Genomic DNA, 22,738 nt, shown 5'->3' on the forward strand with positions numbered 1-22,738 from the left:
GGTAGGCGGGGAGGACTCTGAAGTGACGCGGAGCAGTGTGCGGGAGGCCGCGCCGGCCGTCGTGGTGGACAGCGGTGTCCGGCACGGCGGGCGCGGGACGCCGCGGCGACGGCTGTTGCGCTGGTCGGCGACGGCCCTCGCGGTGCTGCTGGTGGGCTCGGCCACGGCCGGTTACGTCTACTACCGGCATCTGAACGCCAACATCCAGCAGGCCGAGCTCAACCTGGGTGACAACAAGGTCGCCGAGCCGACGCCGAACGCCGCCGGGCAGACGCCGTTGAACATCCTGCTCATCGGCTCCGACGCCCGGGACACCGCGGCGAACCAGCAACTCGGCGGCGCCCGCGAGACGTTCGGCTCGACACCGCTGGCGGACGTGCAGATGCTGGTGCACCTGTCGGCGGACCGCTCCAACATGTCGGTCGTCAGCATGCCCCGCGACACCCTGGTGAAGATTCCCAAGTGCACCGACCCGGACGACGACGAGGTGTACCCGGCGAGCGAAGGCCGGACGATGACCAACCAGAGCCTGGGCCACGGCGGTCCCGGCTGCACGGTGGCCACCTGGCAGGAGCTGACCGGCATCCACATCGACCACTTCGTGATGGTCGACTTCGCGGGCGTGGTGTCCATGGCGGACGCCGTCGGCGGGGTCCCGGTGTGTGTGGACGCCAACATCCTCTCCCGCGACAGCCAGGGCCACGGCTCCGGCCTGAGGCTGGCCAAGGGCACCCATCCGGTGAAGGGCGAGCAGGCCCTGCAGTGGCTGCGGACGCGGTACGGCTTCGAGGACGGCAGCGACCTCGCCCGCGCCAAGGCCCAGCACATGTACATGAACTCGATGATCCGGACGCTGCGCGAGAACGCCACCCTGAGCAGCCCGAACAAGCTGCGCAGACTCGCCGAGAAGGCCACCGCGGCCCTCACGGTCGACCCCGGCCTCGACACCGTCAAGAAGCTCTACGACCTGAGCAACGAGCTGCGCCGGGTCGAGCCGGAGCGCATCACCATGACGACGATGCCCAACCGGTACGTCGGCGCCCGGGTCGAACCCACCGAGGACGCCGAGCAGTTGTTCCGGCTGGTGCGGGAGGACATCGCGCTGGACGGCAAGGACGAGAAGAAGGCGAGCCCGGCCGCTTCGGCGACCGCGTCCGGTGATCCGGCCGCCGACGACGAGAAGATCGGCGTCCTCGTCCAGAACGGCACCCGTACCGACACCCTGCGGGCGGCGGCCGGACGGGCGAGCGCGGTGGCCGGGCTGCTCGTCGGGAAGGGCTTCGCCAAGGCGTCCGCGGACACCGCGTCCGCGCTGAGCGAGGACCGCACGGTCGTCCGCTACCCGAGCGCCGACCTCGCGGGCGACGCGCGGGCGGTGGCCAAGTCCCTGGGGATTCCGGCGAGTTCGGTGAAGAAGTCGACGGACGTCTCCGGGGTCACGCTGGTCGTGGGCGCGGACTGGCGTACCGGTACGGCCTACCGGGCGCCCGTGGCGGACGACACGACCCCGAAGTCCGCCGAGGCGCTCAACGGCGCCGACACGGACGCCTGCATGCATGTGAACCCGGGGTTCACCTGGTCCTGACGTCCGGCCGGACTACGCGTCGGCGTCCGCGCGCACCGCGGGGCGCCGGCTCGCGATCACCTTGCGGGCGAGCGAGCGCGGGCTGGTCAGGAAGCCCCAGCCCCACGACATGTGCATGGTGGCGAGGGCGAGCGGGATCTGCAGCCGTGCCTTCAGCGGCAGCCCCTTGCCCGCGGGGACCGAGCCGAGAGCGATCGCCGCGAGGTAGCCGCCGGGGATCACCAGCGCCCACGGGGTGACGAGGGCGCCGACGACGAGGCCCGCCGCGATGGCGCAGACCGCGGTCGGCGGGGCGAGGTAGCGCAGGTTGATGGAGCCCTCGTGGTAGCGGGCGACGACGTGCCGCCAGCGGCCGTAGTCCTTGTACTGCTTGGCGAGGGCCTTCATCGACGGCCTCGGGCGGTACGACACCTTCAGCTCGGGCGAGAACCAGATGAGGCCGCCGGCCTCCCGGATCCGGAAGTTGAGCTCCCAGTCCTGGGCGCGGACGAACTCCACGTTGTAGCCGCCCTGCTGTTCCAGCGCCTCGCGCCGGAAGACGCCGAGGTACACCGTCTCGGCCTCGCAGGCCGCACCGCCGGTGTGGAAGACGGCGTTGCCCACGCCGATCTTCGAGGTCATGGCGGCGGCGACCGCGTGCTCCCAGTCGTTCTCGCCCTCGGCGTGCATGATGCCGCCGACGTTCTGCGCGCCGGTCTCCTCCAGGAGCCGTACCGCGGTGGTGATGTAGTTCGGCGAGAGCATGCCGTGGCCGTCGACGCGGACGACGATCGAGTGGCGGGATGCCTTGATCGCGGCGTTCAGCGCGGCGGGCGTACGGCCCGTCGGGTTCGGCACGGTGTGCACGCGGGGGTCTTCGCGGACGAGTTCGGCCGCGATCTCGTCCGTACGGTCCGTCGAGGGACCGATGGCGATCACGACCTCCATCTCGCCGGCGTACTCCTGCGCGAGGATCGCTTGGACGGCTCCGCGCAGATGCCGTTCCTCGTTGAGGACGGGCATGATCACGGACACGGCGGGGAGCTGCACGTCGGGCTTGGCGTTCATAGAGGGCAAACGTTACCGCGAATGGGGGACACGGGTGCGCCCGCCCGGGGCGGTGCACCGGGCCGCAGATCGTATGGGCCTACGGTGCTCAAGATCCCACGTACGGCCCTCGCGGAGGTGTCCCCCATGCCCACGCCGCCCCGCTCCCCCGCCGCCCGCCCCCGGCGTCGTCCACAGCCGCCCCGGTCGCCGCGGCCACCGGTACGGAACAAGAAACCCCGTTGGGCCATGCGGGCGGTGAGCACGCTGTCGGTGGTGGTGCTCGCCTCGGCCGGGATCGGTCACGCGGTGGTCACCAGCCTCGACGCCGGTATCGCCCGGGTCGACCCGTTCAAGGACATGAAGAACCGTCCGCGGGCGGGCCACGGCATGAACGTCCTGCTCGTCGGCACGGACGGCCGCGACAAGATCACCGAGGCCGAGCGGCGCAGGTACCGGCTCGGCGGCGCCCCCTGCCACTGCACCGACACGATCATGATCGTGCACATCTCGGAGGACCGGGAGCGGGCGAGCGTGGTGAGCCTGCCGCGCGACTCGTACGCCATGACGCCCGCGCACACCGACCAGACCACCGGGAAGCGGCACCACGGCCACCCCATCAAGATCAACGCGGCGTACGCGGAGGGCGGGCCCCAGCTGACCGTGCGGACCGTCGAGAGCATGACCCGCGTGAAGATCGACCACTATCTGGAGGTCGACTTCACCAGCTTCATGAAGACGGTGGACGTGATCGGCGGGGTCAGGATCTGTACGGCCGAGCCGCTGAAGGACACCTACACCGGCCTCGACCTCCCGGCCGGCGCACACACCCTCCAGGGCGGCCAGGCCCTCCAGTACGTCCGCTCCCGGCATGTCGACGGCGCCTCCGACCTCGGCCGGATGCAGCGCCAGCAGCGCTTCCTGGCCGCGCTGATCGACCGTACGACGTCCTCCGGGATCCTGCTGAACCCGATGAAGTTCCGGGACATCACCCGGGCCGTGCTCGGCTCCGTACGCGCGGACAAGGGCTTCGGCACGGACGAGCTGCTCGATCTCGGCCGGGCGATGCGGAACTTCTCCCCCTCCTCCTCCGAGTTCACGACCGTGCCGATCGGACAGATGGGGTACGCCGTGAAGGGCGTCGGCTCGACCCTGAAGTGGGACCCGAAGAAGTCCGGGCGTCTCTTCGGCGCCCTGCGCGAGGACCGGCCGCTGTCCGTGCACCGGCCCCGCAGCAAGGCGGTGCGGGTGGGGGTGGCCCCGCAGCAGATCCGCGTCCAGGTGGAGAACGGGACGCCCACGTCCGGGCTCGGCAAGCGGGTGGACGCGGAGCTGGCGGCGACGGGCTTCCGGACCACCCGGCTGCCCGTGGACGCCGCGGACCGCCGGGTGCGGCGCACGGTCGTCGCCTACGACCCGCGCTGGGACCGTTCGGCCAGGTCCCTGGCGACGGCCCTGCCCGGGAGCGAGCTGCGGGCGGTGAAGGGGCTGGGGCCGACGCTGAAGGTGATCGCGGGGGCCGACTTCAAGCAGGTGCGGAAGGTGCGGGCCGAGGAGCCGTATCAGGGGGAGTTCGGGGTGATGAGGGGGGATGACACGGGGTGTGCGTGAGCGGGTGGGGTGAACGGGAGGCGCGGAGCCGGGCGGGTGGGCGGAGCCGGGCGGGAGGCTGATCCTCCGCCCCCGCCTCCCGGCGCTCGCGCCCTCAGTCCTCGAACCGGTCCTCGAATCCTCAGTCCTCGAACCCCTCCGCAGCCCGCCGCTCCCGGAGTTCCATGATCGCCCGGCGGCGGGCGAGGCGGTGGGTGCGGCGGATCTGGGCCTCCTGGCAGCGGCGCTTGTCGCGCTCGGTCTCCGGGATCACCGGCGGGACCCGGCGCGGCTTGCCGTCGGCGTCGACGGCGGCGAAGACGAGGTAGGCGGAGCCGACCTGGGTGGCCGGGTTCGACTCGTTCCAGCGCTCGGCCAGTACCCGCACCCCGACCTCCATCGAGCTCCGGCCGGTCCAGTTGACCTGGGCTTTCACATGGACCAGGTCACCGACCCGGACGGGTTCGAGGAAGGCCATCTCGTCCATGGAGGCGGTGACGGCGGGCCCGCCGCTGTGCCGCCCGGCCACGGCACCGGCCGCGTCGTCGACCAGCTTCATGATCACGCCGCCGTGCACGGTGCCCAGCAGGTTCGTGTCGGCGTTGGTCATGATGTGGCTGAGCGTGGTGCGGGACGCCGAGGTCGGCTTGCCCGGGATATCCGGAGTCTCCGATTCCGCGACGGAGGCCTGATCTGTCATGGCCCCCACTTTATGCCGGGGCGACAATCAGGGAATTTGTGTCAGCTTGGCAACAGCACTGCCCTGATTTTCCGACGAACCTTGTAAGGCACCCGGCAGTGCCCTGCACACTGGCCTCATGAACGATTGGCCCGAGGGATGGTCCGGCGACAACCGCGGCGACCGGTACGGACGCGGCAGCGCGAACGCGCAGCCCGAGAGTGCCCGCGTGATGCGGCAGGTCCGCCGCGACCAGGGGCCGCCCGGGCAGGGCGGGTACCGGGGTGGCCCGGGCACACCCGCCCCGTCGTACGGCGGCGGCGTCCCGCAGCAGCCGTCGTACGTCAGCGGCGGTGACGCCACCGCCTACGACAACGGGTACGACGGCTACAACACGGGCCAGGTCTACGGCTCGCCCGGCGGCGGTGGCCCCGGCGACCCCGGAGGCGGCGGCGGGCGCGGTCCGCGCCCCGCGCCGAACTGGGGCCGGCGGATCAAGCTGACGTCGATCACCGTGCTGGTGGTGCTGGTCGTGACGACCGTCGGCACGTACTTCTGGGCCGATTCCAAGCTCAACCGCGAGGTCGACCTGTCCAAGGTCATCGACCGTCCGGAGGCGGGCGACGGCACGAACTACCTGATCGTCGGTTCCGACAGCCGCGCGGGCATGTCCTCGGAGGAGAAGAAGAAGCTGCACACCGGCTCCGCCGAGGGCAAGCGCACCGACTCGATGATGCTGCTGCACGTCGGCGGCAACGGCGACACCCTGATCTCCCTGCCGCGTGACTCGAACGTGGAGATCCCGTCGTACAAGGGCTCCGAGTCCGGCAAGACCTACCAGGGCACGGGCCGCCAGGTGAAGCTGAACGCCGCCTACGCGGAGGACGGCCCCGAGCTGCTGGTGCGGACCGTCGAGTACAACACCGGCCTGCACATCGACCACTACGTGGAGATCGGCTTCGCCGGCTTCGCGAACATCGTGGACGCGGTCGGCGGCGTCGAGATCGAGATCCCGAAGGGCGGCATGAAGGACACCAAGTCCGGCGCCGACTTCGAGGCGGGCAAGCAGACCCTGAACGGCGAGCAGTCCCTCGCCTTCGTCCGCACCCGGTACGCGCTGGCCGGCTCCGACCTGGACCGTACGAAGAACCAGCAGAAGTTCCTCGCGGCCCTCGCCAACCAGGTGGCGACGCCGAGCACGATCCTGAACCCCTTCAAGCTCTATCCGACGATGGGTGCGGGCCTGGACTCGCTGATCGTCGACAAGGACATGGGCCTGTACGACCTGGCCTCCATGTTCTGGGCGATGAAGAGCGTCAACGGCGGCGACGGCAAGTCGATGAACATGCCGATCTCCGGCTCCACCGGGGGCAACCTCGTCTGGGACAAGGCCAAGGTGAAGACCCTGGTCGAGCAGCTGAACAACGACGAGGCGGTCACGGTCTCCGGCAACTGAGCACCGAGCACGGCAGGGCCGGTCGGGTCCCGCGGGACCCGACCGGCCCGTTCTGCGGGAGGGGAGCCCGTCACCTCCGTCCGGCGACGATGCGCGGGTGCTTCTCGACCCGCCAGCCGCCGGCGTCGTGGCCGAGATTCCGCACGACGAGCCGCGGCGCCGCGAAGGCGATGCCGTTGCCGCTGTTGAGCGACTCCCAGACACCGGCGTCCCCGAACCCGACGATGTCCGCACGCCGGTCCCCCGTGAGGTCGGCGAGGAAACGCGGATGCCGCTCGACGCGCCAACCGCCCGCGACATGGGCGAAGTTCTGCACGACCAGCCGCGGGTCCTGGAAGGTGCCGTCACCGTTGTTGAGCGACACCCATACGCCCGCGTCGCCGAACCCGACGATGTCCGCACGGCCGTCACCGGTGAGATCGGACAGGAAGCGCGGGTGCTTCGACGTACGCCAACCCCCTGCTACATAGGCGAAGTTGGGCACCCTGAGCTGCGGCTCTTGGAACGTGCCGTCACCGTTGTTCAGGGACACCCATACGCCCGCGTCCCCGAAACCCACGATGTCCGCACGGCCGTCGCCCGTCACGTCCGCCAGGAAGCGCGGGTGCTTCTCCGTGCTCCAACCGCCCTCCGCGTAGGCGAAGTTGGCCACCCTGAGCTGTGAGGGCTGGAAGGTGCCGTCGCCGTTGTTCAGGGACACCCACACGCCCGCGTCGCCGAAGCCCACGATGTCCGCACGGCCGTCGCCCGTCAGGTCGGCGAGGAATCGCGGGTGGCGTTCGACGCGCCAGCCGCCCGCGTCGTAGCCGAAGTTCGGCACGACCAGTTCCGGGGACCGGAAGGTGCCGTCGCCGTTGTTCAGGGACCGCCAGACGCCGGCGTTTCCGAAGCCGACGATGTCCGCGCGGCGGTCACCGGTGAGGTCGGCGAGGAAGCGCGGGTGCCGCTCGGTGCGCCAACCACCCGCCACATAGGCGAAGTTGGCCACCATGAGTCCGGGCTCCCGGAAGGTGCCGTCGCCGTTGTTGAGCGACACCCATACACCCGCGTCCCCGAACCCGACGATGTCCGCACGGCCGTCACCGGTGAGATCGGCGAGGAAGCGCGGGTGCTTCGACGTACGCCAACCCCCTGCCACATAGGCGAAGTTGGCCACCCTGAGCTGTGAGGGCTGGAAGGTGCCGTCGCCGTTGTTCAGGGACACCCATACGCCCGCGTCGCCGAAGCCCACGACGTCCGCGCGGCCGTCGCCCGTCAGGTCCGCCTGGACGGTCGTGTCGGCGGTCGCGTCGGCCGGGTGGACCAGTGGGCTGGTGACGGCCCGGAAGGCGTTGACCCGGCCGCGCCCGAGCATGCCCGCGAAGCCGGGGTTGGCGGCGTCCACGTCGTCGCAGGTGCTCTCGACGATGCGGCGGACCTGGTCGCCCGTGAGCTCCGGGTTGCGGGACCAGACCAGGGCGGCGACCCCGGCGACATGCGGGGACGCCATCGAAGTGCCGTTCAGGAAGCGGTAGTTGCCGCCCAGGTAGGTCGACCAGATGTTGACGCCGGGTGCCGCGACGTCGACGTTGGTGCCGAAGTTGGAGAAGGACGCCTTGGCGTTGTTCTGGTCCAGGGCGGCGACCGAGACGACCTCGGGATACACGCCGGGGAACTGCGGTGTGACGTCGGTGTTGGTGCTCGCGTTGCCCGCGGCGAAGCAGATCAGGACGCCGCCCGCGACCGCGTCCTGGACGGCCGTACGGATACCCGCGTGGTCGCCGCTGGTACGCCAGCTGCAGTTGACGACGTAACGGCGGTCGGGGTGGGCCAGGGCCTGGGCGCGGACGTAGTCGATGGCGTCGGCGCGGTTGTCGTTCATGCCGGCGGTCAGGTTGATCCGCAGCGGCATGATGCGGCAGCCGGGAGCGGCGCCGATGACGCCGATCTTGTTGTCGGACGCGGCGATGGTGCCGGCGACATGGGTGCCGTGGCCGTCCGTGTCCTCGGGCACGCTGTCGCCCGCGTCGGAGAAGTCCCAGTCCTCCGTGCCCCGCGGCAGGAGGTTGCCGACGAGGTCGGGGTGGGCGAGGTGCGCCCCGGTGTCGATGACGGTGACGATGACGTTCGGGTCGCCGCGGGTGAAGTCCCAGGCGTCCGAGACGCCGATGTCGACGCCTGCGGTGCCGATGACGCCCTCGACGGACTGGCCGGTGTTGCGCATGCCCCACAGCCGGTCGAAGTCCGGGTCGTCGGGCCGATAGGGCAGCGCGTCGTCGAAGCCGGCCTCGGACGGCTCGGCGAACCGCACCTCCTCCAGTTCGGCGAACTCCCGGATGGTCGCGAAGAGTTCGTGCCCTTCGGGGACCTCCAGCGTGTAGGCCCCGGGGGTCCGGCGGGCGACGGCGATGCTGCTGCCGTGCTCGGAGACGATCTGCTCGGCGCGGGCCGGGCTGACCTCCGGACGGAAGCGGACGGAGAACTCGCCGGGGACGAAGTACCGTGACGCCCCGTTCTCGTCGATCATCACCGGCAGCGAACCGGTGACCTCCGGCTGTCGCTCCAGCGCCGCCGCGTCCGTGTCGGCCGCGGGGTTGAGGTAGACGGCGGCGAAACCGCGGTCCAGGTTGTAGCCCTGGCTGACCGAGAGCAGCGGCTCGGCGGCCACCAGGCCGTCGAGGGTGTCTCCCGTGGCGTCGTCCGGCAGTCGCACCATGGCCTCGGTGCCGGAGGGCCGGAAGGTCCGGCGCCTGCCGCTCGCCTTGTCGACGTAGCTGAACTCGTCCCCTGAGGACGGTGAGGCTGGTTCCGGGCTGGATGTGCTCATGACGTGCCCCCGTTGATGCCTGAGAAGTGCCCCCGTTGCGGGCGACCGCCGTCAGAACGACGGGGTCGCGACCCCTGCGGGACCACACTGCTCCTCGGGGCCGGGCGCGCCTAGGGCGGTGTCCGGGAAGGCGCTCCGGATACGCCGACTGTCCGGCCTGCCCCGCCGTCACCGACGTAGCGCGTTCTGCCGTACGACATGGCCGAGGGCGCCCACCCGGGCGCCCTCGGACACGGTCGGGCAGGGGCGTCACATGGTGGCGCCCGCCATGGCCCGACAGGTTTCCGCGCAGCGGCGACACGCCTCCGCGCAGCGCATCATCTGGGGATCGTCCGGCATGGACATACACGCTTCGGCGCACATCTCGCACGCCGTGGCGCACAGGGCGCACATCTCGGCCGACAGGGGCGAGCGGCGCATCATCATGTCCGCGCACACGCGGGTGGTGTCGGCGCAGTCGATGAGCGCGCGCATGATCTGCATCTGGGCCTGGCCGCCCCTCTGCATGCAGGAGCTCATGGTCTCCTCGCAGACGCTGTGGCAGGCCATGCACGCCTCGACGCAGTCCTGCATCTCCTTGCTCATCGCGGACATGGTTCCGGGCTGGGTCATGGCTCCTCCTGGTGGTGCGGGAGCCCGGGGCGGGCCCCGTACCCTTCCCGTCCTACGCCTCTCGCCCGCCCGGCGCCATCGGGCGGACACGAACAATCCGCTACGAATGCCGCACGACCGAACCGGCAGAAGCGGCATGGGAGATACGGGGGGGGCGGGAACGTCACCAGGGGCAGGAGCGTCATGCGCGACAGAAGCCCCCGGATCCTCTCCGGGGGCTTCTGTCACTGCGGTGGTGCGGCGGGGGTTACGGCAGGTTCCTCGCCATCACGATCCGCTGGACCTGGTTCGTGCCCTCGTAGATCTGCGTGATCTTGGCATCGCGCATCATGCGCTCGACCGGGTAGTCGCGGGTGTAGCCGTAGCCGCCGAGGAGTTGGACGGCGTCCGTGGTGACCTCCATGGCCACGTCCGACGCGAAGCACTTGGCCGCCGCGCCCTGGAAGGTGAGGTCCTTGTCGCCGCGCTCCGACTTGGCCGCCGCCGCGTACGTCAGCTGCCGGGCCGCCTCGATCTTCATGGCCATGTCGGCGAGCATGAACTGGATGCCCTGGAAGTCGGCGATGGGCTTGCCGAACTGCTTGCGCTCCTGGACATAACCCTTGGCGTAGTCGAGGGCGCCCTGGGCGATGCCGAGAGCCTGGGCGGCGATGGTGACACGGGTGTGGTCGAGGGTCTTCATCGCCGTGGCGAAGCCGGTGCCCTCGTCGCCGATCATGCGGTCCGCGGGGATGCGGACGTTGTCCAGGTAGACCTCGCGGGTGGGCGAGCCCTTGATGCCGAGCTTCTTCTCGGGGGCGCCGAAGGAGACGCCCTCGTCGGACTTCTCGACGACGAAGGCGGAGATGCCCTTGCTGCGCTTCGTCGGGTCGGTGACCGCCATCACCGTGTAGTACTCGGACTCGCCCGCGTTGGTGATCCAGCGCTTCACGCCGTTCAGCACGTAGTGGTCGCCGTCGCGGACGGCCTTCGTCTTCATGCCGGCCGCGTCGGAGCCCGCGTCCGGCTCGGAGAGGGCGTACGAGAACATCGCGTCGCCCTTGGCGAGCGGGGTCATGTACCGCTTCTTCAGCTCCTCGGATCCGGAGAGGATCACGGGGAGGGAGCCGAGCTTGTTCACCGCCGGGATGAGGGAGGACGAGGCGCACACCCGCGCCACCTCCTCGATCACGATCACCGTGGCGAGCGCGTCCGCGCCGGCGCCGCCGTACTCCTCGGGGACGTGGACGGCGTGCAGGTCGCCCGCCACCAGGGCCTCCAGGGCCTCCTGCGGGAAGCGGGACTCCTCGTCGACCGCGGCGGCGTACGGCAAGATCTTCGCCTCGGCCAGCGAACGGATCGCGTCGCGGAGCATGTCGTGCTCCTCGGACGGGCGGTACAGGTCGAAGTCAGCCGATCCGGCCAAGGTGTCTCACGCTCCAAAGACGCTGCGGTACTGAGGTGGTGGTGCGGTACCGATGGTGGCGCTGATGCTAATTACCGTTAAGTAACCAAAATTCTAGGGGCCTGCCCACGTGAGTGATACGTGAGCTTGGCGACAGCGGGAGAGTTGCCCACCGGTTCGCCCGCTGAAGCCTCCTGTCATGCCCCGACTATGCTCTTCCCGCGCACCCCACGCACCCCACGGCCGTCCCCCCTGGAGCACCACAATGAGCCTCAAGATCACCGTGATCGGCACCGGCTACCTCGGCGCCACGCACGCCGCCGCCATGGCCGAGCTCGGCTTCGAGGTGCTGGGGCTCGACGTCGTACCGGAGAAGATCGAGAAACTGCAGCGGGGCGAGGTCCCGATGTACGAGCCCGGTCTGGAGGACCTGCTGCGCAAGCATGTCGCCGGGATCGAGGGGTCGAGCGGGCGACTGCGCTTCACCATGGACTTCGCGGAGGTGGCGGCGTTCGGCGACGTCCACTTCGTCTGCGTGAACACTCCGCAGCGGCACGGCGAGTACGCCTGTGACATGTCGTACGTCGACTCCGCCATCGCCTCCCTCGCGCCGCACCTCACCGGCCCCGCCCTCGTCGTCGGCAAGTCGACGGTGCCGGTGGGCTCCGCCGACCGGCTGGCCCGCTACCTCGCCGAGAACTCCCCGGCCGGGGAGGACGCCGAGCTGGCCTGGAACCCGGAGTTCCTGCGCGAGGGCTTCGCCGTCCAGGACACCCTGCGTCCGGACCGGATCGTGGCGGGCGTGCGCAGCGAGCGGGCGGAGAAGCTGATGCGCGAGGTGTACGCGACGCCGATCTCCGCGGGCACCCCCTTCGTGGTCACCGACTTCCCGACCGCCGAGCTGGTGAAGACGTCCGCGAACTCCTTCCTGGCCACCAAGATCTCCTTCATCAACGCGATGGCGGAGGTCTGCGAGGCCGCCGACGGTGATGTCGCCAAGCTGGCCGAGGCGATCGGCTACGACGACCGGATCGGGAAGAAGTTCCTGCGGGCCGGGATCGGCTTCGGCGGTGGCTGTCTGCCGAAGGACATCCGCGCCTTCATGGCCCGGGCGGGCGAGCTGGGCGCCGACCAGGCGCTGACCTTCCTGCGCGAGATCGACTCGATCAACATGCGCCAGCGCGGCCAGATGGTGGAGCTGACCCGGCAGGTGCTGGGTGGCAGTTCCTTCCTGGGCAAGCGGGTCGGCGTGCTCGGCGCCACCTTCAAGCCCGACTCGGACGACGTCCGTGACTCGCCCGCGCTGAACGTGGCCGGGCAGATCCACCTCCAGGGCGGCCAGGTGACGGTGTACGACCCGAAGGGCATGGACAACGCCCGCCGGCTCTTCCCGACCCTCGGGTACGCCGACTCGGCCGTCGAGGCGGTCCGGGGCGCCGATGTCGTCCTCCACCTCACGGAGTGGCGCGAGTTCCGCGAGCTGGACCCGGCGGCGCTCGGCGAGGCCGCAGCGGACCGGGTGATCCTGGACGGCCGCAACGCCCTCGACCCGGAGCTGTGGCGGCGGGCCGGGTGGCGATACCGGGCCATGGGACGACCGACGGCCTGACGCCCCACCGACCCCGCCGCCCTCGGCCGGACCAGCCGTGCCGGGAGACGCCGGCGCGCGCAGGCGCCCGGGACGGGAACGGGTGAACTCCCCGTCGGCACAGGTGAGTTGCGGTCACACGGAGGAGTCGGCGGCGGTTCGACACGGGCACCGGGTACGGCACCGTCTGGGCCGGGCACATGCTCACGCCCAGGACGGGCTTCCTCACCGACACCTGCTGACGTGGCCCGTGCCCCATGGGGACGCCGCTCCGGCCGGGGCTCAGCCGGCCGGAGCGGCGCCTCCCCATTCTCCACACCCCCACCGCGCTTCGGGAACCGCTTTCCGAGGACTTCGGGATGACGACCGTCACCCTGTCCACCGACCCTCCCCCTTCGCCGTCGCCCGGCCGCTCGCTCGCCGAACCCACCGCCTGGTACGGCTGCCGCGCCGCGCCTCCGGGTTCCGGCTGCCGTGGCGCCTGCCGGTCACCCGGCGGCGGCTGCTCGGCTGCGGCTGCTCGTCGTGGCGGAGTTCGCGTGAGGGCGGGGCGGCGTACGGCGGCGGTCCTGCGCGCGACGCGGGGTACCGCGAGGGCCGTCGCCCTCCCCCGGCCCCGCAGACCACCGCCACCGCGGCGGTGCGCCCGCTCGATCCGCCGCTCGTGCCGGTCGGCAGCGTCGCCGGGGTCGCCGTGCCGTGTCTGCCGGTGGTCGGGTCCCGGTCGGCGGCACCGGGGAGGGAGGGGGAGGCACCGGAGACGGGGCGGCGAGGGCCTGGCGGCCCGGGTCAGTCCTTCGACCGGTAACGGCGCATCTTCGCCCGGGCCCCGCACACCTGCATCGAGCACCAGCGTCCGCGGCCGGCCGGGCTGCGGTCGAAGTACGCCCAGTGGCAGTCGGCGGCCTCGCAGGCCTTCAGCCGGGTCCAGGTGCCCTCGACGAGGGCCTGGCCGACGGCTGCCGCGACCCGGGAGAGCAGCGGCTCGCCGTCGGCGGGGGCGAGGGCGGCCGAGCCGTCCCCCGCGTCGACCGTCACCACCAGGGGCGCCCGCGCGAGCAGCTCGCCCAGCGGGGTCACCGTGCGGTGCGGGGGGTGGCCCGCGTGGGCGAGGAGCACCGCGCGCAGGGATTCGCGCAGCTCACGGGCGGCCGGGAGGTCGTCCGGCGTCAGCCCGAACCCCGCTCCGGTCAGCGCGTCGGTGCCCGACTCCAGGTCCAGGGTGTTCACCAGGGACTGGACGAGGGCCAGCCCGCCGGGCGCGGGCGATCGTTCACTCACCTCTGAGACGTTACTGCCAATGGGGATGCATGAGGTAACCGTTACTGGTTACCCTGCTCTACAGGTAACCCCGACTTCGAGGAGGAAGTCATGGCTGTCGCCAAACTGGACGTCGTCGTACTGGACTGTCCCGACCCCCGCGCCCTCGCCGGTTTCTACGCCGGTGTCCTCGGCGGCACCGTCGAGGACCAGGGAGAGTGGGTGGACCTGAAGCTGTCCGACGGGCAGACGCTGGCCTTCCAGGCCGCCCCCGGGTTCGTAGCGCCCCGGTGGCCCGAGCCCGACCACTCGCAGCAGTTCCACCTGGACCTGAAGGTCGAGGACCTGGACACGGCCGAGAAGGAGGTGCTGGCGCTCGGCGCGAAGCCGCTGGACGCCGAGGACCGCTCCCGGACCTTCCGGGTTTACGCGGACCCGGCGGGGCACCCGTTCTGCCTCTGCGCCTGCTGAGCCGGGAGGACCCTGATGGAACCCGTGACACCCGTGACACGCGCGGAACCCGCGACACCGGTCGCCCGCCTGCGTTCCGTGGTCGTGGACTGCCCCGACCCGCACGCGCTGGCCGCCTTCTACGCCAAGGTCGGCGGCGGCACACCGGAGGCGGAGGACGACGACTGGGTCGTCCTGCGGATTCCGGACGGACCGCGGCTCGCCTTCCAGCGGGCCACCGGCCTCGTCCCGCCGGAGTGGCCGCGCGCCGACCGCAACGCCCAGCAGTTCCACCTCGACTTCGACGGCGGGACCACCTGGGAGGAGATGGACGCGGCGGAGCAGCGGGTGCTGGCGCTGGGGGCACGCGTCCTGGACCGGGAGGACTTCGAGAAGAAGGACTTCCGGGTGTACGCCGATCCGGCGGGGCACCCCTTCTGCCTCTGCCGGATCGACCCCCTGTAGCCCGTCCGGGCCCTCAGCCGTCCAGTTCGGCGATCTTCGCCGTGGACGGTTCCCGGCGCTCCTGGGCCGCCCGGGCCGTGAAGTCCGCGCCGCGCAGAACGCGTTGGACGTTGCCCCAGGTCAGCAGGGCGATGTCGGTCTCGGACCAGCCGCGGCGCAGGAGTTCGGCGATGAGGTGCGGGTAGCAGGAGGCGTCGCCGAGTTCCTGCGGGTGGGCGGTCCCGGCGTCGTAGGTGCCGGACAGGCCGACGCACTCGGCGCCCGCGACCGCGCGGACGTGGTCGAGGTGGTCGGCGACGTCCCGGACGGTCGGGCCGGTCTGCTCCGCGGTCAGCGGGACCATGCACAGCCCCTTGGCGGCACCCAGCTCGACGAGCAGGTCGTCGGGCAGGTTGGCCGGGTGCGGGCGCAGGGCGCGGGCGGCGGACCGGGTGCACAGGACCGGCGCCTTGGAGACGGCCAGGGCCCGTCGGACGGTGCCCTCGGAGGCGCCGGAGAGGTCGGCGAGCACACCGAGGCGGTTCATCTCGCGCAGCACCTCCTCGCCGAACCGGGTGAGTCCGGCCTCGCTGGCCCAGGTCGCCCCGGTCAGGGTGAGGGCGCGCAGGCCGAGGGCGTGCAGGGAGCGCAGGATGCCGAGGGAGTCGCCGAGGGCGGCGGCTCCGGCGGGGCCCAGCAAAACGGAGACGCGACCACAGTTGCGTACGTCGGTGGTCTGGCCCGCGGTGAAGGCGAGGCGCAGCCCCTCGGGGTGGGCGCGCACGACCGTCTTGACCAGGTCGAGCTGTTCCAGGGTGGCGCCGACGGCCCGGTCGCCGTCGAGGCCCTCGGGCAGGTGCAGCGCCCACAGCAGCGCGCCGACATGCCCCTCGCGCAGCCGCGGTACGTCGGTGTCGACGGAGCTCTCACCGAGTTCCAGGTCGAACCAGGGCAGGTGGCGCAGCGCCCAGGGCAGTCCGCTGTAGCCGTCGGCGACGGGGTGCTCGTCGAGGATCGCGCGGGCCCGCTCCAGCGGGGAGGCGTCCTCGCTGAGGGCGGGGGCGACCGGCGCGAGCGCCTCCTCCCCCGGCGCGGGGGAGGTCGCGAAGGGATCGGCGAGCGGCTCCGGCAGGTCGTCGAGCGCGCCGACCTCTGTGGTGGTCTGCAGTTCGTCCTGGAGGTCTGTCATGGCGGGCTCCGTACGTCGTGAGGTACGTCGCGATCGTCCTGACCGCAGTACGGTCACCGTCGCACGGAGCCAGGGGGCCTTCCTGGTGGGCGGGGCGTTCGGGGGAGATCACGGGCACCTTTGGCCACGGATCTTCGTCCTTAAGTTCGTGAACATTCAAAGACCAAGCCCGGTGCGTGTCCTCGTGGTGGACGCGGACCCCGGCGCCCGGCCCCTGATCGCACGGCTCGGCGAACTCGGCTTCGAGGTGTACGCGGCCAGCCGAGGCCGCTTCGCGATACCTGTGGGCCGGGCCGTACGCCCCCATCTGGTCGTCCTCGACATGGCCCTGCCCGACGGCGACGGCCCCCGCACCTACGACGGACTGCGCGCCGCCGGCGTCCAGGCGCCGGTGCTGTTCGTCACCGACCGCGAGGACAGCGGGGCCCGGGCGGAGGTGGGGCGCGTGCGGACGGACGCGGACGGCCATGTCACCAAGCCGTTCGAGCTGACCGAGGCGATCGAGGGCGTCCGGGAACTGCTGGCCCGCGACCTGGCGGACGAGACCCGGCTGCTGCGCCACGGGGACCTGGCGGTGGACCCGGCGCGCCGCGAGGTCTGGCGGGACGGCACCCGGATCGACCTCTCGGACCGGGAGTTCGAACTGCTCGCCTATCTGCTGGACAACGCGGGCCAGGTCGTCACCAAGCGGCAGATCCTGGACCGGGTGTGGGGCGCGCCCTTCCGTGCCGGGACGGTCGAGACGTACGTCTACTACCTGCGGCGGAAGCTGAACGACGACGACCAGTCGCTGATCAGGACGGTACGCGGCGTCGGCTACACCATGCCGCGCGACTGACCCGGCCCTCCTCGCGCTCAGCCGTCGAGGGAGGCGATCGTCGCGTTGGACGGCCCCCGCCGCGCCTGGAGGTCACGTGCCACGTCCTCCGCCGCGCCCAGCACCCGTACCGAGTTCTGCCAGGTCAGCTTGGCCAGGTCGGGCTTCGACCAGCCGCGGTCCAGCAGTTCGGCGAGGAGGTTCGGATAGCCGGAGACGTCGTCCAGGCCGTCCGGGGTGAAGGCCGTGCCGTCGTAGTCGCCGCCGATGCCCAGGTGGTCCACGCCCGCCACCTCGCGCATGTGGTCCAGGTGGTCGGCCACCGTCGAGACCGTCGCGACCGGGCGCGGGGTGCGCTCCTCGAAGGCGCGGTGCACCTTCATGGCCTCGGGGGTGGTGGCGAGGTGGTGGAAGCCGTGCGCCCGCATGTTCTCGTCGGCCTCGGCCGTCCAGTCGACGGCCGCCTGGAGCACGAACTTCGGCACGAACGTCACCATCGCGACCCCGCCGTTGGCCGGCAGCCGCTCCAGCACGTCGTCCGGGATGTTGCGGGGGTGCTCGCACACGGCCCGCGAGGAGGAGTGCGAGAAGATCACCGGCGCGGACGAGGTGTCCAGCGCGTCCCGCATGGTCGTGGCGGCGACGTGCGAGAGGTCGACGAGCATGCCCTCGCGGTTCATCTCCCGCACGACCTCGCGGCCGAACGCCGACAGCCCGCCGACCCCCGGCCGGTCGGTCGCCGAGTCCGCCCACGCCACGTTGTCGTTGTGGGTGAGGGTCATGTACCGGACGCCGAGCGCGTACAACCCCCGCAGGGTGGCGAGGGAGTCGGCGATGGAGTGCCCGCCCTCCGCGCCCATCAGGGAGGCGATACGGCCCTCCGCGCGCGCCGCCTCCATGTCGGCGGCGGTCAGCGCGCGGCGCAGGTCCTGCGGATAGCGCGCCAGCAACTGCCGTACGCAGTCGATCTGTTCCAGCGTCGCCGGGACCGCGTCGGGCAGGTCCGAGCGGACGTACACCGACCAGTACTGCGCGCCGACCCCGCCCTCGCGCAGGCGCGGGATGTCGGTGTGCAGGTGGGCGCCCTGGTGGCCGGCGATGTCCCGGGCGTCGAGGTCGTAGCGGACCTGTTCGCGCAGTGCCCAGGGGAGGTCGTTGTGCCCGTCGACGACGGGGAACTCCCGCAGCAGTTCCCGGACTTCCTCCAACGAGGTCGACGAGGTCATCCGGGTCACTTCCCGAAGCCGAAGCCGTTGCCCGGGCCGTCGACCTTGGCGCGCAGCCGTTTGCCCTTCTCGGTGGCCTGGTCGTTCAGTTCCTGCTGGAACTCCCGCATCCGGCCGAGGAGTTCCTCGTCGTGGGTGGCGAGGATGCGGGCGGCGAGCAGTCCGGCGTTGCGGGCCCCGGCGACGGAGACCGTGGCGACGGGCACGCCGGCCGGCATCTGCACGATCGACAGCAGCGAGTCCATGCCGTCGAGGTACTTCAGCGGGACCGGGACGCCGATGACCGGCAGCGGGGTGACCGAGGCGAGCATGCCGGGGAGATGGGCGGCGCCGCCCGCACCCGCGATGATCACCTTGAGGCCGCGCCCGTCGGCCTGCTCGCCGTACGCGATCATCTCGCGCGGCATGCGGTGCGCGGAGACGACGTCGACCTCGTACGCGATCTCGAACTCGTCGAGGGCCTGGGCGGCGGCCTCCATGACGGGCCAGTCGGAGTCCGACCCCATGACGATGCCAACAACAGGGCTCATTCTGTGATCGTGCCTCTCAGGTAACCGGCTGCGTGACGGGCGCGTTCCAGGACGTCGTCCAGGTCGTCGCCGTAGGTGTTGACGTGGCCGACCTTGCGGCCGGGCTTCACGTCCTTGCCGTACATGTGGATCTTCAGCTGGGGGTCGCGGGCCATGCAGTGCAGGTACGCGGAGTACATGTCCGGGTAGTCGCCGCCGAGGACGTTGACCATGACGGTCCACTTGGCGCGCGGGCGCGGGTCGCCCAGGGGCAGGTCCAGGACCGCGCGGACGTGGTTGGCGAACTGGGAGGTGATCGCGCCGTCCATCGACCAGTGGCCGGAGTTGTGCGGGCGCATGGCGAGTTCGTTGACGAGGATGCGCCCGTCGCGGGTCTGGAACAGCTCGACGGCGAGGTGGCCGACGACGTCCAGTTCCTTCGCGATGCGCAGGGCCATCTCCTCGGCCCGGAGGGCCAGTGCCTCCTCCAGGCCGGGGGCGGGGGCGATCACCGTGTCGCAGACGCCGTTCACCTGGCGCGACTCGACGACCGGGTACGCGACCGCCTGGCCGTGCGGAGAGCGCACCACGTCGGCCGCCAGCTCACGGACGTAGTCGACCTTCTCCTCGGCGAGGACGGGGACACCCGCGCGGAAGGGGTCCTCGGCCTCGGTGGCGTTGTCGACGACCCACACGCCCTTGCCGTCATAGCCGCCGCGGACGGTCTTGAGGACGACGGGGAAGCCGTCGCCCTCCGCCGCGAAGGCGACCACGTCGGCCGGGTCCGAGACGATCCGGTGCCGTGGGCACGGCACTCCGATCGCGTCGAGTCTCGCCCGCATCACCCCCTTGTCCTGGGCGTGCACGAGCGCGTCGGGCCCCGGGCGGACGGGGATGCCGTCCGCCTCCAGAGCCCTGAGGTGCTCGGTGGGGACGTGCTCGTGATCGAAGGTGATCACGTCACAGCCCCGGGCGAACGCGCGCAGCGTGTCGAGGTCGCGGTAGTCGCCGATGACGACTTCGCTCACGACCTGTGCCGCGGAATCCTGCGGGGTGTCACTGAGGAGCTTGAACCTGATGCCGAGCGGGATGCCCGCCTCGTGTGTCATACGAGCGAGCTGCCCCCCGCCGACCATACCGACTACCGGGAACGTCACGCCCCCAGGGTATCGGCCACACGGAGGTGGCCGATTTCCCCTGCCGCGAGTGGTTCCTTTGTCCGGGTGTGAGTTCATCCACAGGCAATCACCAAGTGGGGGTGGTTAGCATGGCTGGGTTGACGAAACCGACGAACGGGGGCCTGGACAGCCATGGAACATGGTTCCTCGGGGTCTCCCACGGCGTCTCCGGCACCCCCTCCTGTGCCCGGTGCGGCGCGGCAGCGCGTCGACCGACTGGTGCGTGAGGCCGTCAAGTTCGGGGCGGTGGGCGGGGCCGGGGTCCTGGTCAATCTGCTCGTGTTCAACCTCACGCGGCACACCACCGACCTCCAGGTCGTGCGGGCCAGCGTGATGGCGACGGTCGTGGCGATCGTCTTCAACTACGTCGGGTTCCGCTACTTCACCTACCGTGACCGCGACAAGAGCGGGCGGACCAAGGAACTCACGCTGTTCCTGCTGTTCAGCGTGGTCGGCCTGGTCATCGAGAACGGCGTGCTCTACGTGGCGACCTACGGCTTCGGCTGGGACAGCCCGCTGCAGAGCAACATCTTCAAGTTCCTCGGCATCGGGATAGCCACGCTCTTCCGTTTCTGGTCGTACCGCACCTGGGTGTTCCGCACACTTCCGGCCAAGGTGACCGTGGCCGACGCGGAGTCGATTCTGGCCACGGAGGCCAAGAAGCCGCGGCCCACGCAGCGCGTGCCGTAGGAGCGGGTCCCGGTTCCCCGTCTCAGCGAACCGTCGTCGGCTCGTCGTCCTGTGCCGACGCCTTCCTCAGCGGCGTACGCGACAGGAACAGGCCGAACACCGGTGGCTGCGTCTGGAGCATCTCCAGGCGGCCCCCGTCGGCCTCCGCGAGGTCCCGGGCGACCGCGAGGCCGATGCCCGTGGAGTTGCGGCCGCTGATCGCCCGCTCGAAGATGCGGGCGCCCAGATCGGCGGGGACCCCCGCCCCCTCGTCCGTGACCTCGATCACCGCCTGGTTGCCGGTGACGCGGGTGCGCAGCGCGACCGTGCCGCCGCCGTGCATGAGGGAGTTCTCGATCAGCGCGGCCAGCACCTGCGCGACCGCCCCGGGCGTGCCGACCGCCTGGAGGTGCCGTTTGCCGGAGCTGACGATGGCCCGGCCGACGCCCCGGTAGGCGGGCCGCCACTCGGCGAGCTGCTGCTGGATGACCTCGTCGAGGTCGAAGGTGACGGCGGAACCGGTCCGCGGGTCGCGGGAGTTGGTGAGCAGCCGCTCGACCACGTCGGTGAGGCGCTCGACCTGGGTGAGCGCGATGGTGGCCTCTTCCTTCACGGTGTCCGGGTCGTCCGTGAGGGTGATCTCCTCCAGCCGCATGGACAGCGCGGTCAGCGGTGTACGCAGCTGGTGGGAGGCGTCGGCGGCGAGCCGGCGTTCCGCGGTCAGCATGCGGGCGATGCGCTCGGCGGAGGAGTCCAGGACGTCGGCGACCCGGTCCAGCTCGGGGACGCTGTACCGCTTGTGGCGGGGCCGCGGGTCGCCCGACCCGAGGCGTTCGGCGGTCTCGGCGAGGTCGGTGAGCGGGGAGGCGAGCTTGTTGGCCTGCCGGATAGCCAGCAGTACCGCGGCGATCACCGCGAGCAGGGCCACCAGCCCGATGATCAGCAGGGTGCGGCCGACCTCCCGGGTCACCGAGGAGCGCGGCTCCTGGACGACGACGGTCTCGCCCTCCTCGCCCTTGGCCTGGGCGCGGATGACGTCACCGGTCGGCTTGGTGCCGACCTCGATGGGCGCCTCGCCGGGGATCCGGATCACGGCGTAGCGGTCCGCGGTGACCTGGTCCTTCAGGACCTCCGCGTTGACGTTCCCGGCGCCCAGCAGCCTGCTGTCCACGATGCTGGCCAGCCGGGCCGCCTCCAGGTCCACGCGTTCCTGGGCGCTGTTGCTGATGGTTCGGGTCTCGACGATGACGAGGGACACCCCGAACACGGCGATGACGACGAGCACCACGGCGAGGGTGGACTGGATCAGACGGCGACGCATGGCCTCTTACCTCTTCGGCGCCTGCCCGGCGGGCGGACGCCTGCCGGGCGGGTTCAACGGCCGGTGGCTCAACTCTTCTCGAAGCGGAAGCCGACCCCGCGCACGGTGGCGATGTACCGGGGGTTCGCCGCGTCGTCGCCGAGCTTCTTGCGCAGCCAGGAGATGTGCATGTCGAGGGTCTTGGTCGACGACCACCAGGTGGTGTCCCAGACCTCCCGCATCAGCTGGTCCCGGGTGACGACCCGTCCCGCGTCCCGCACCAGCACCCGCAGCAGGTCGAACTCCTTCGCGGTGAGCTGGAGTTCCTCCTCGCCCATCCACGCCCGGTGCGACTCGACGTCGATGCGCACGCCGTGGGTGGCGGGCGGCTGCGCCGGCTCCGCGGCACCGCGGCGCAGCAGCGCCCGGACGCGGGCCAGCAGTTCCGCGAGCCGGAAGGGCTTGGTGACGTAGTCGTCGGCGCCCGCGTCGAGGCCGACGACGGTGTCCACCTCGTCGGCGCGCGCGGTCAGGATGAGGATCGGGACGGCGAGGCCCTCGGCGCGCAGTCGGCGGGCCACTTCGAGGCCGTCCATGCCGGGCAGGCCGAGGTCGAGCACGACCAGGTCGATACCGCCCTGGATGCCGGCGTCGAGCGCGGTGGGTCCGTCCTCGCGCACCTCGACCTCGTAGCCCTCCCTGCGCAGGGCGCGGGCCAGGGGCTCCGAGATGGACGCGTCGTCCTCGGCGAGCAGTACACGGGTCATGAGGTGATGGTAGTCCGCTGATGACAAGAGGTGGAGTGTGATCGCCAAGGGTGATTCTTACCAAGGGACATGCCGGACCCCGAACCACCCCTAAACTTGGTATGAACCTATGTCCTGGTGGTGGATCTCTGTAGAGACCTTGGAAAAGGTGTGCACGGTTCCCCCGCCACCTGTGATCCGCGCCTCAAGTCCTTCCATATCCG

Annotated in this window: 20 protein-coding genes; 8 read left to right on the forward strand and 12 right to left on the reverse strand. The window is 71.1% G+C overall.

Features of this window, described 5'->3' with window-relative positions; translation table 11 throughout:
• Window positions 1–22 precede the first annotated feature (22 nt).
• Window positions 23–1,585: an LCP family protein gene (locus tag ACZ5VD_RS18220; RefSeq protein WP_468682701.1), complete on the forward strand. Its 1,563-nt coding sequence runs from the start codon at window positions 23–25 to the stop codon at window positions 1,583–1,585.
• Window positions 1,586–1,597: 12 nt separating this feature from the next.
• Here ACZ5VD_RS18220 and ACZ5VD_RS18225 read toward each other — a convergent pair whose 3' ends face one another.
• Entirely contained in the window at window positions 1,598–2,632 is a 1,035-nt protein-coding gene (locus ACZ5VD_RS18225; RefSeq protein WP_468548800.1) for a glycosyltransferase family 2 protein, read from the reverse strand.
• A 126-nt stretch (window positions 2,633–2,758) separates the two neighbouring features.
• On the opposite strand from ACZ5VD_RS18225, the gene ACZ5VD_RS18230 reads away from it, so the two are divergent.
• Entirely contained in the window at window positions 2,759–4,222 is a 1,464-nt protein-coding gene (locus tag ACZ5VD_RS18230) for an LCP family protein (RefSeq protein ID WP_468548801.1), read from the forward strand.
• 121 nt (window positions 4,223–4,343) lie between these two features.
• Here the strand turns inward: ACZ5VD_RS18230 and ACZ5VD_RS18235 are convergent, their stop codons facing one another.
• Window positions 4,344–4,901, reverse strand: a complete 558-nt coding sequence (locus tag ACZ5VD_RS18235) for an acyl-CoA thioesterase (protein WP_468548802.1) — start codon at window positions 4,899–4,901, stop codon at window positions 4,344–4,346.
• Between the two features lie 118 nt (window positions 4,902–5,019).
• Between ACZ5VD_RS18235 and ACZ5VD_RS18240 the strand changes: the two genes are divergently transcribed.
• Window positions 5,020–6,336 (forward strand): LCP family protein, encoded by a 1,317-nt coding sequence (locus tag ACZ5VD_RS18240; protein ID WP_468548803.1) that lies wholly within the window; start codon window positions 5,020–5,022, stop codon window positions 6,334–6,336.
• Window positions 6,337–6,406: 70 nt separating this feature from the next.
• Here ACZ5VD_RS18240 and ACZ5VD_RS18245 read toward each other — a convergent pair whose 3' ends face one another.
• The 3 genes from ACZ5VD_RS18245 to ACZ5VD_RS18255 all read right to left on the reverse strand — a co-directional run bounded on the left by ACZ5VD_RS18245 (window position 6,407) and on the right by ACZ5VD_RS18255 (window position 11,159).
• On the reverse strand, window positions 6,407–9,142 hold the full coding sequence (locus ACZ5VD_RS18245; protein ID WP_468682702.1) for a S8 family serine peptidase: 2,736 nt from the start codon (window positions 9,140–9,142) through the stop codon (window positions 6,407–6,409).
• 249 nt (window positions 9,143–9,391) lie between these two features.
• Complete coding sequence (locus ACZ5VD_RS18250) at window positions 9,392–9,754, reverse strand: four-helix bundle copper-binding protein (RefSeq protein ID WP_468548805.1); 363 nt, start codon at window positions 9,752–9,754, stop codon at window positions 9,392–9,394.
• A 247-nt stretch (window positions 9,755–10,001) separates the two neighbouring features.
• Complete coding sequence (locus tag ACZ5VD_RS18255) at window positions 10,002–11,159, reverse strand: acyl-CoA dehydrogenase (protein WP_468548806.1); 1,158 nt, start codon at window positions 11,157–11,159, stop codon at window positions 10,002–10,004.
• Window positions 11,160–11,403: 244 nt separating this feature from the next.
• Here ACZ5VD_RS18255 and ACZ5VD_RS18260 point away from each other — a divergent pair, with 244 nt between their 5' ends.
• A complete protein-coding gene (locus tag ACZ5VD_RS18260) occupies window positions 11,404–12,747 on the forward strand; it encodes a UDP-glucose dehydrogenase family protein (RefSeq protein ID WP_468682703.1) in 1,344 nt (447 codons plus the stop codon).
• A 768-nt stretch (window positions 12,748–13,515) separates the two neighbouring features.
• Here the strand turns inward: ACZ5VD_RS18260 and ACZ5VD_RS18265 are convergent.
• Entirely contained in the window at window positions 13,516–14,007 is a 492-nt protein-coding gene (locus ACZ5VD_RS18265) for a CGNR zinc finger domain-containing protein (protein WP_468548809.1), read from the reverse strand.
• A gap of 90 nt (window positions 14,008–14,097) precedes the next feature.
• Between ACZ5VD_RS18265 and ACZ5VD_RS18270 the strand changes: the two genes are divergently transcribed.
• Window positions 14,098–14,457 carry a VOC family protein gene (locus tag ACZ5VD_RS18270; RefSeq protein WP_468682704.1) on the forward strand — a complete coding sequence of 120 codons (360 nt, stop codon included), beginning with the start codon at window positions 14,098–14,100 and terminating at the stop codon, window positions 14,455–14,457.
• Between the two features lie 15 nt (window positions 14,458–14,472).
• Window positions 14,473–14,901 (forward strand): VOC family protein, encoded by a 429-nt coding sequence (locus ACZ5VD_RS18275; RefSeq protein WP_468682705.1) that lies wholly within the window; start codon window positions 14,473–14,475, stop codon window positions 14,899–14,901.
• A 13-nt stretch (window positions 14,902–14,914) separates the two neighbouring features.
• Here ACZ5VD_RS18275 and ACZ5VD_RS18280 read toward each other — a convergent pair whose 3' ends face one another.
• A complete protein-coding gene (locus tag ACZ5VD_RS18280) occupies window positions 14,915–16,069 on the reverse strand; it encodes a dipeptidase (RefSeq protein WP_468548812.1) in 1,155 nt (384 codons plus the stop codon).
• A gap of 172 nt (window positions 16,070–16,241) precedes the next feature.
• On the opposite strand from ACZ5VD_RS18280, the gene ACZ5VD_RS18285 reads away from it, so the two are divergent.
• Entirely contained in the window at window positions 16,242–16,907 is a 666-nt protein-coding gene (locus tag ACZ5VD_RS18285; protein WP_468548813.1) for a response regulator transcription factor, read from the forward strand.
• A 17-nt stretch (window positions 16,908–16,924) separates the two neighbouring features.
• On the opposite strand, the gene ACZ5VD_RS18290 is transcribed toward ACZ5VD_RS18285, so the two are convergent.
• The 3 genes from ACZ5VD_RS18290 to ACZ5VD_RS18300 are packed head-to-tail and all read right to left on the reverse strand — an operon-like array spanning window position 16,925 to window position 19,778.
• Window positions 16,925–18,112: a dipeptidase gene (locus ACZ5VD_RS18290; RefSeq protein ID WP_468682706.1), complete on the reverse strand. Its 1,188-nt coding sequence runs from the start codon at window positions 18,110–18,112 to the stop codon at window positions 16,925–16,927.
• Window positions 18,113–18,117: 5 nt separating this feature from the next.
• Window positions 18,118–18,642, reverse strand: coding sequence for a 5-(carboxyamino)imidazole ribonucleotide mutase (gene purE / locus ACZ5VD_RS18295; protein WP_468548815.1), 525 nt, complete (start codon window positions 18,640–18,642; stop codon window positions 18,118–18,120).
• Window positions 18,639–19,778, reverse strand: a complete 1,140-nt coding sequence (locus ACZ5VD_RS18300) for a 5-(carboxyamino)imidazole ribonucleotide synthase (protein ID WP_468682707.1) — start codon at window positions 19,776–19,778, stop codon at window positions 18,639–18,641. The genes purE and ACZ5VD_RS18300 overlap by 4 nt, the downstream gene beginning before the upstream one ends.
• A 153-nt stretch (window positions 19,779–19,931) precedes the next feature.
• On the opposite strand from ACZ5VD_RS18300, the gene ACZ5VD_RS18305 reads away from it, so the two are divergent.
• Window positions 19,932–20,489 carry a GtrA family protein gene (locus ACZ5VD_RS18305; RefSeq protein WP_468548817.1) on the forward strand — a complete coding sequence of 186 codons (558 nt, stop codon included), beginning with the start codon at window positions 19,932–19,934 and terminating at the stop codon, window positions 20,487–20,489.
• A gap of 22 nt (window positions 20,490–20,511) precedes the next feature.
• Here the strand turns inward: ACZ5VD_RS18305 and ACZ5VD_RS18310 are convergent, their stop codons facing one another.
• Both ACZ5VD_RS18310 and ACZ5VD_RS18315 read right to left on the reverse strand, forming a co-directional pair.
• Window positions 20,512–21,789 (reverse strand): ATP-binding protein, encoded by a 1,278-nt coding sequence (locus ACZ5VD_RS18310; protein ID WP_468548818.1) that lies wholly within the window; start codon window positions 21,787–21,789, stop codon window positions 20,512–20,514.
• Window positions 21,790–21,857: 68 nt separating this feature from the next.
• Window positions 21,858–22,535, reverse strand: a complete 678-nt coding sequence (locus ACZ5VD_RS18315) for a response regulator transcription factor (protein ID WP_468548819.1) — start codon at window positions 22,533–22,535, stop codon at window positions 21,858–21,860.
• Between the last annotated feature and the right edge of the window lie 203 nt (window positions 22,536–22,738).

This window comes from Streptomyces sp. NPDC032822 (assembly GCF_055578825.1).

What these genes read in the sequence shown, in the direction of transcription:
- ACZ5VD_RS18250 (WP_468548805.1), bottom strand. Translation starts at nt 9,754, where the DNA reads ATGACCCAGCCCGGAACCATGTCCGCGATGAGCAAGGAGATGCAGGAC.
- ACZ5VD_RS18245 (WP_468682702.1), bottom strand. Translation starts at nt 9,142, where the DNA reads ATGAGCACATCCAGCCCGGAACCAGCCTCACCGTCCTCAGGGGACGAG.
- ACZ5VD_RS18275 (WP_468682705.1), top strand. Translation starts at nt 14,473, where the DNA reads ATGGAACCCGTGACACCCGTGACACGCGCGGAACCCGCGACACCGGTC.
- ACZ5VD_RS18280 (WP_468548812.1), bottom strand. Translation starts at nt 16,069, where the DNA reads ATGACAGACCTCCAGGACGAACTGCAGACCACCACAGAGGTCGGCGCG.
- ACZ5VD_RS18270 (WP_468682704.1), top strand. Translation starts at nt 14,098, where the DNA reads ATGGCTGTCGCCAAACTGGACGTCGTCGTACTGGACTGTCCCGACCCC.
- ACZ5VD_RS18225 (WP_468548800.1), bottom strand. Translation starts at nt 2,632, where the DNA reads ATGAACGCCAAGCCCGACGTGCAGCTCCCCGCCGTGTCCGTGATCATG.
- ACZ5VD_RS18260 (WP_468682703.1), top strand. Translation starts at nt 11,404, where the DNA reads ATGAGCCTCAAGATCACCGTGATCGGCACCGGCTACCTCGGCGCCACG.
- ACZ5VD_RS18240 (WP_468548803.1), top strand. Translation starts at nt 5,020, where the DNA reads ATGAACGATTGGCCCGAGGGATGGTCCGGCGACAACCGCGGCGACCGG.
- ACZ5VD_RS18305 (WP_468548817.1), top strand. Translation starts at nt 19,932, where the DNA reads ATGGAACATGGTTCCTCGGGGTCTCCCACGGCGTCTCCGGCACCCCCT.
- ACZ5VD_RS18235 (WP_468548802.1), bottom strand. Translation starts at nt 4,901, where the DNA reads ATGACAGATCAGGCCTCCGTCGCGGAATCGGAGACTCCGGATATCCCG.
- ACZ5VD_RS18230 (WP_468548801.1), top strand. Translation starts at nt 2,759, where the DNA reads ATGCCCACGCCGCCCCGCTCCCCCGCCGCCCGCCCCCGGCGTCGTCCA.
- ACZ5VD_RS18310 (WP_468548818.1), bottom strand. Translation starts at nt 21,789, where the DNA reads ATGCGTCGCCGTCTGATCCAGTCCACCCTCGCCGTGGTGCTCGTCGTC.
- purE (WP_468548815.1), bottom strand. Translation starts at nt 18,642, where the DNA reads ATGAGCCCTGTTGTTGGCATCGTCATGGGGTCGGACTCCGACTGGCCC.
- ACZ5VD_RS18315 (WP_468548819.1), bottom strand. Translation starts at nt 22,535, where the DNA reads ATGACCCGTGTACTGCTCGCCGAGGACGACGCGTCCATCTCGGAGCCC.
- ACZ5VD_RS18290 (WP_468682706.1), bottom strand. Translation starts at nt 18,112, where the DNA reads ATGACCTCGTCGACCTCGTTGGAGGAAGTCCGGGAACTGCTGCGGGAG.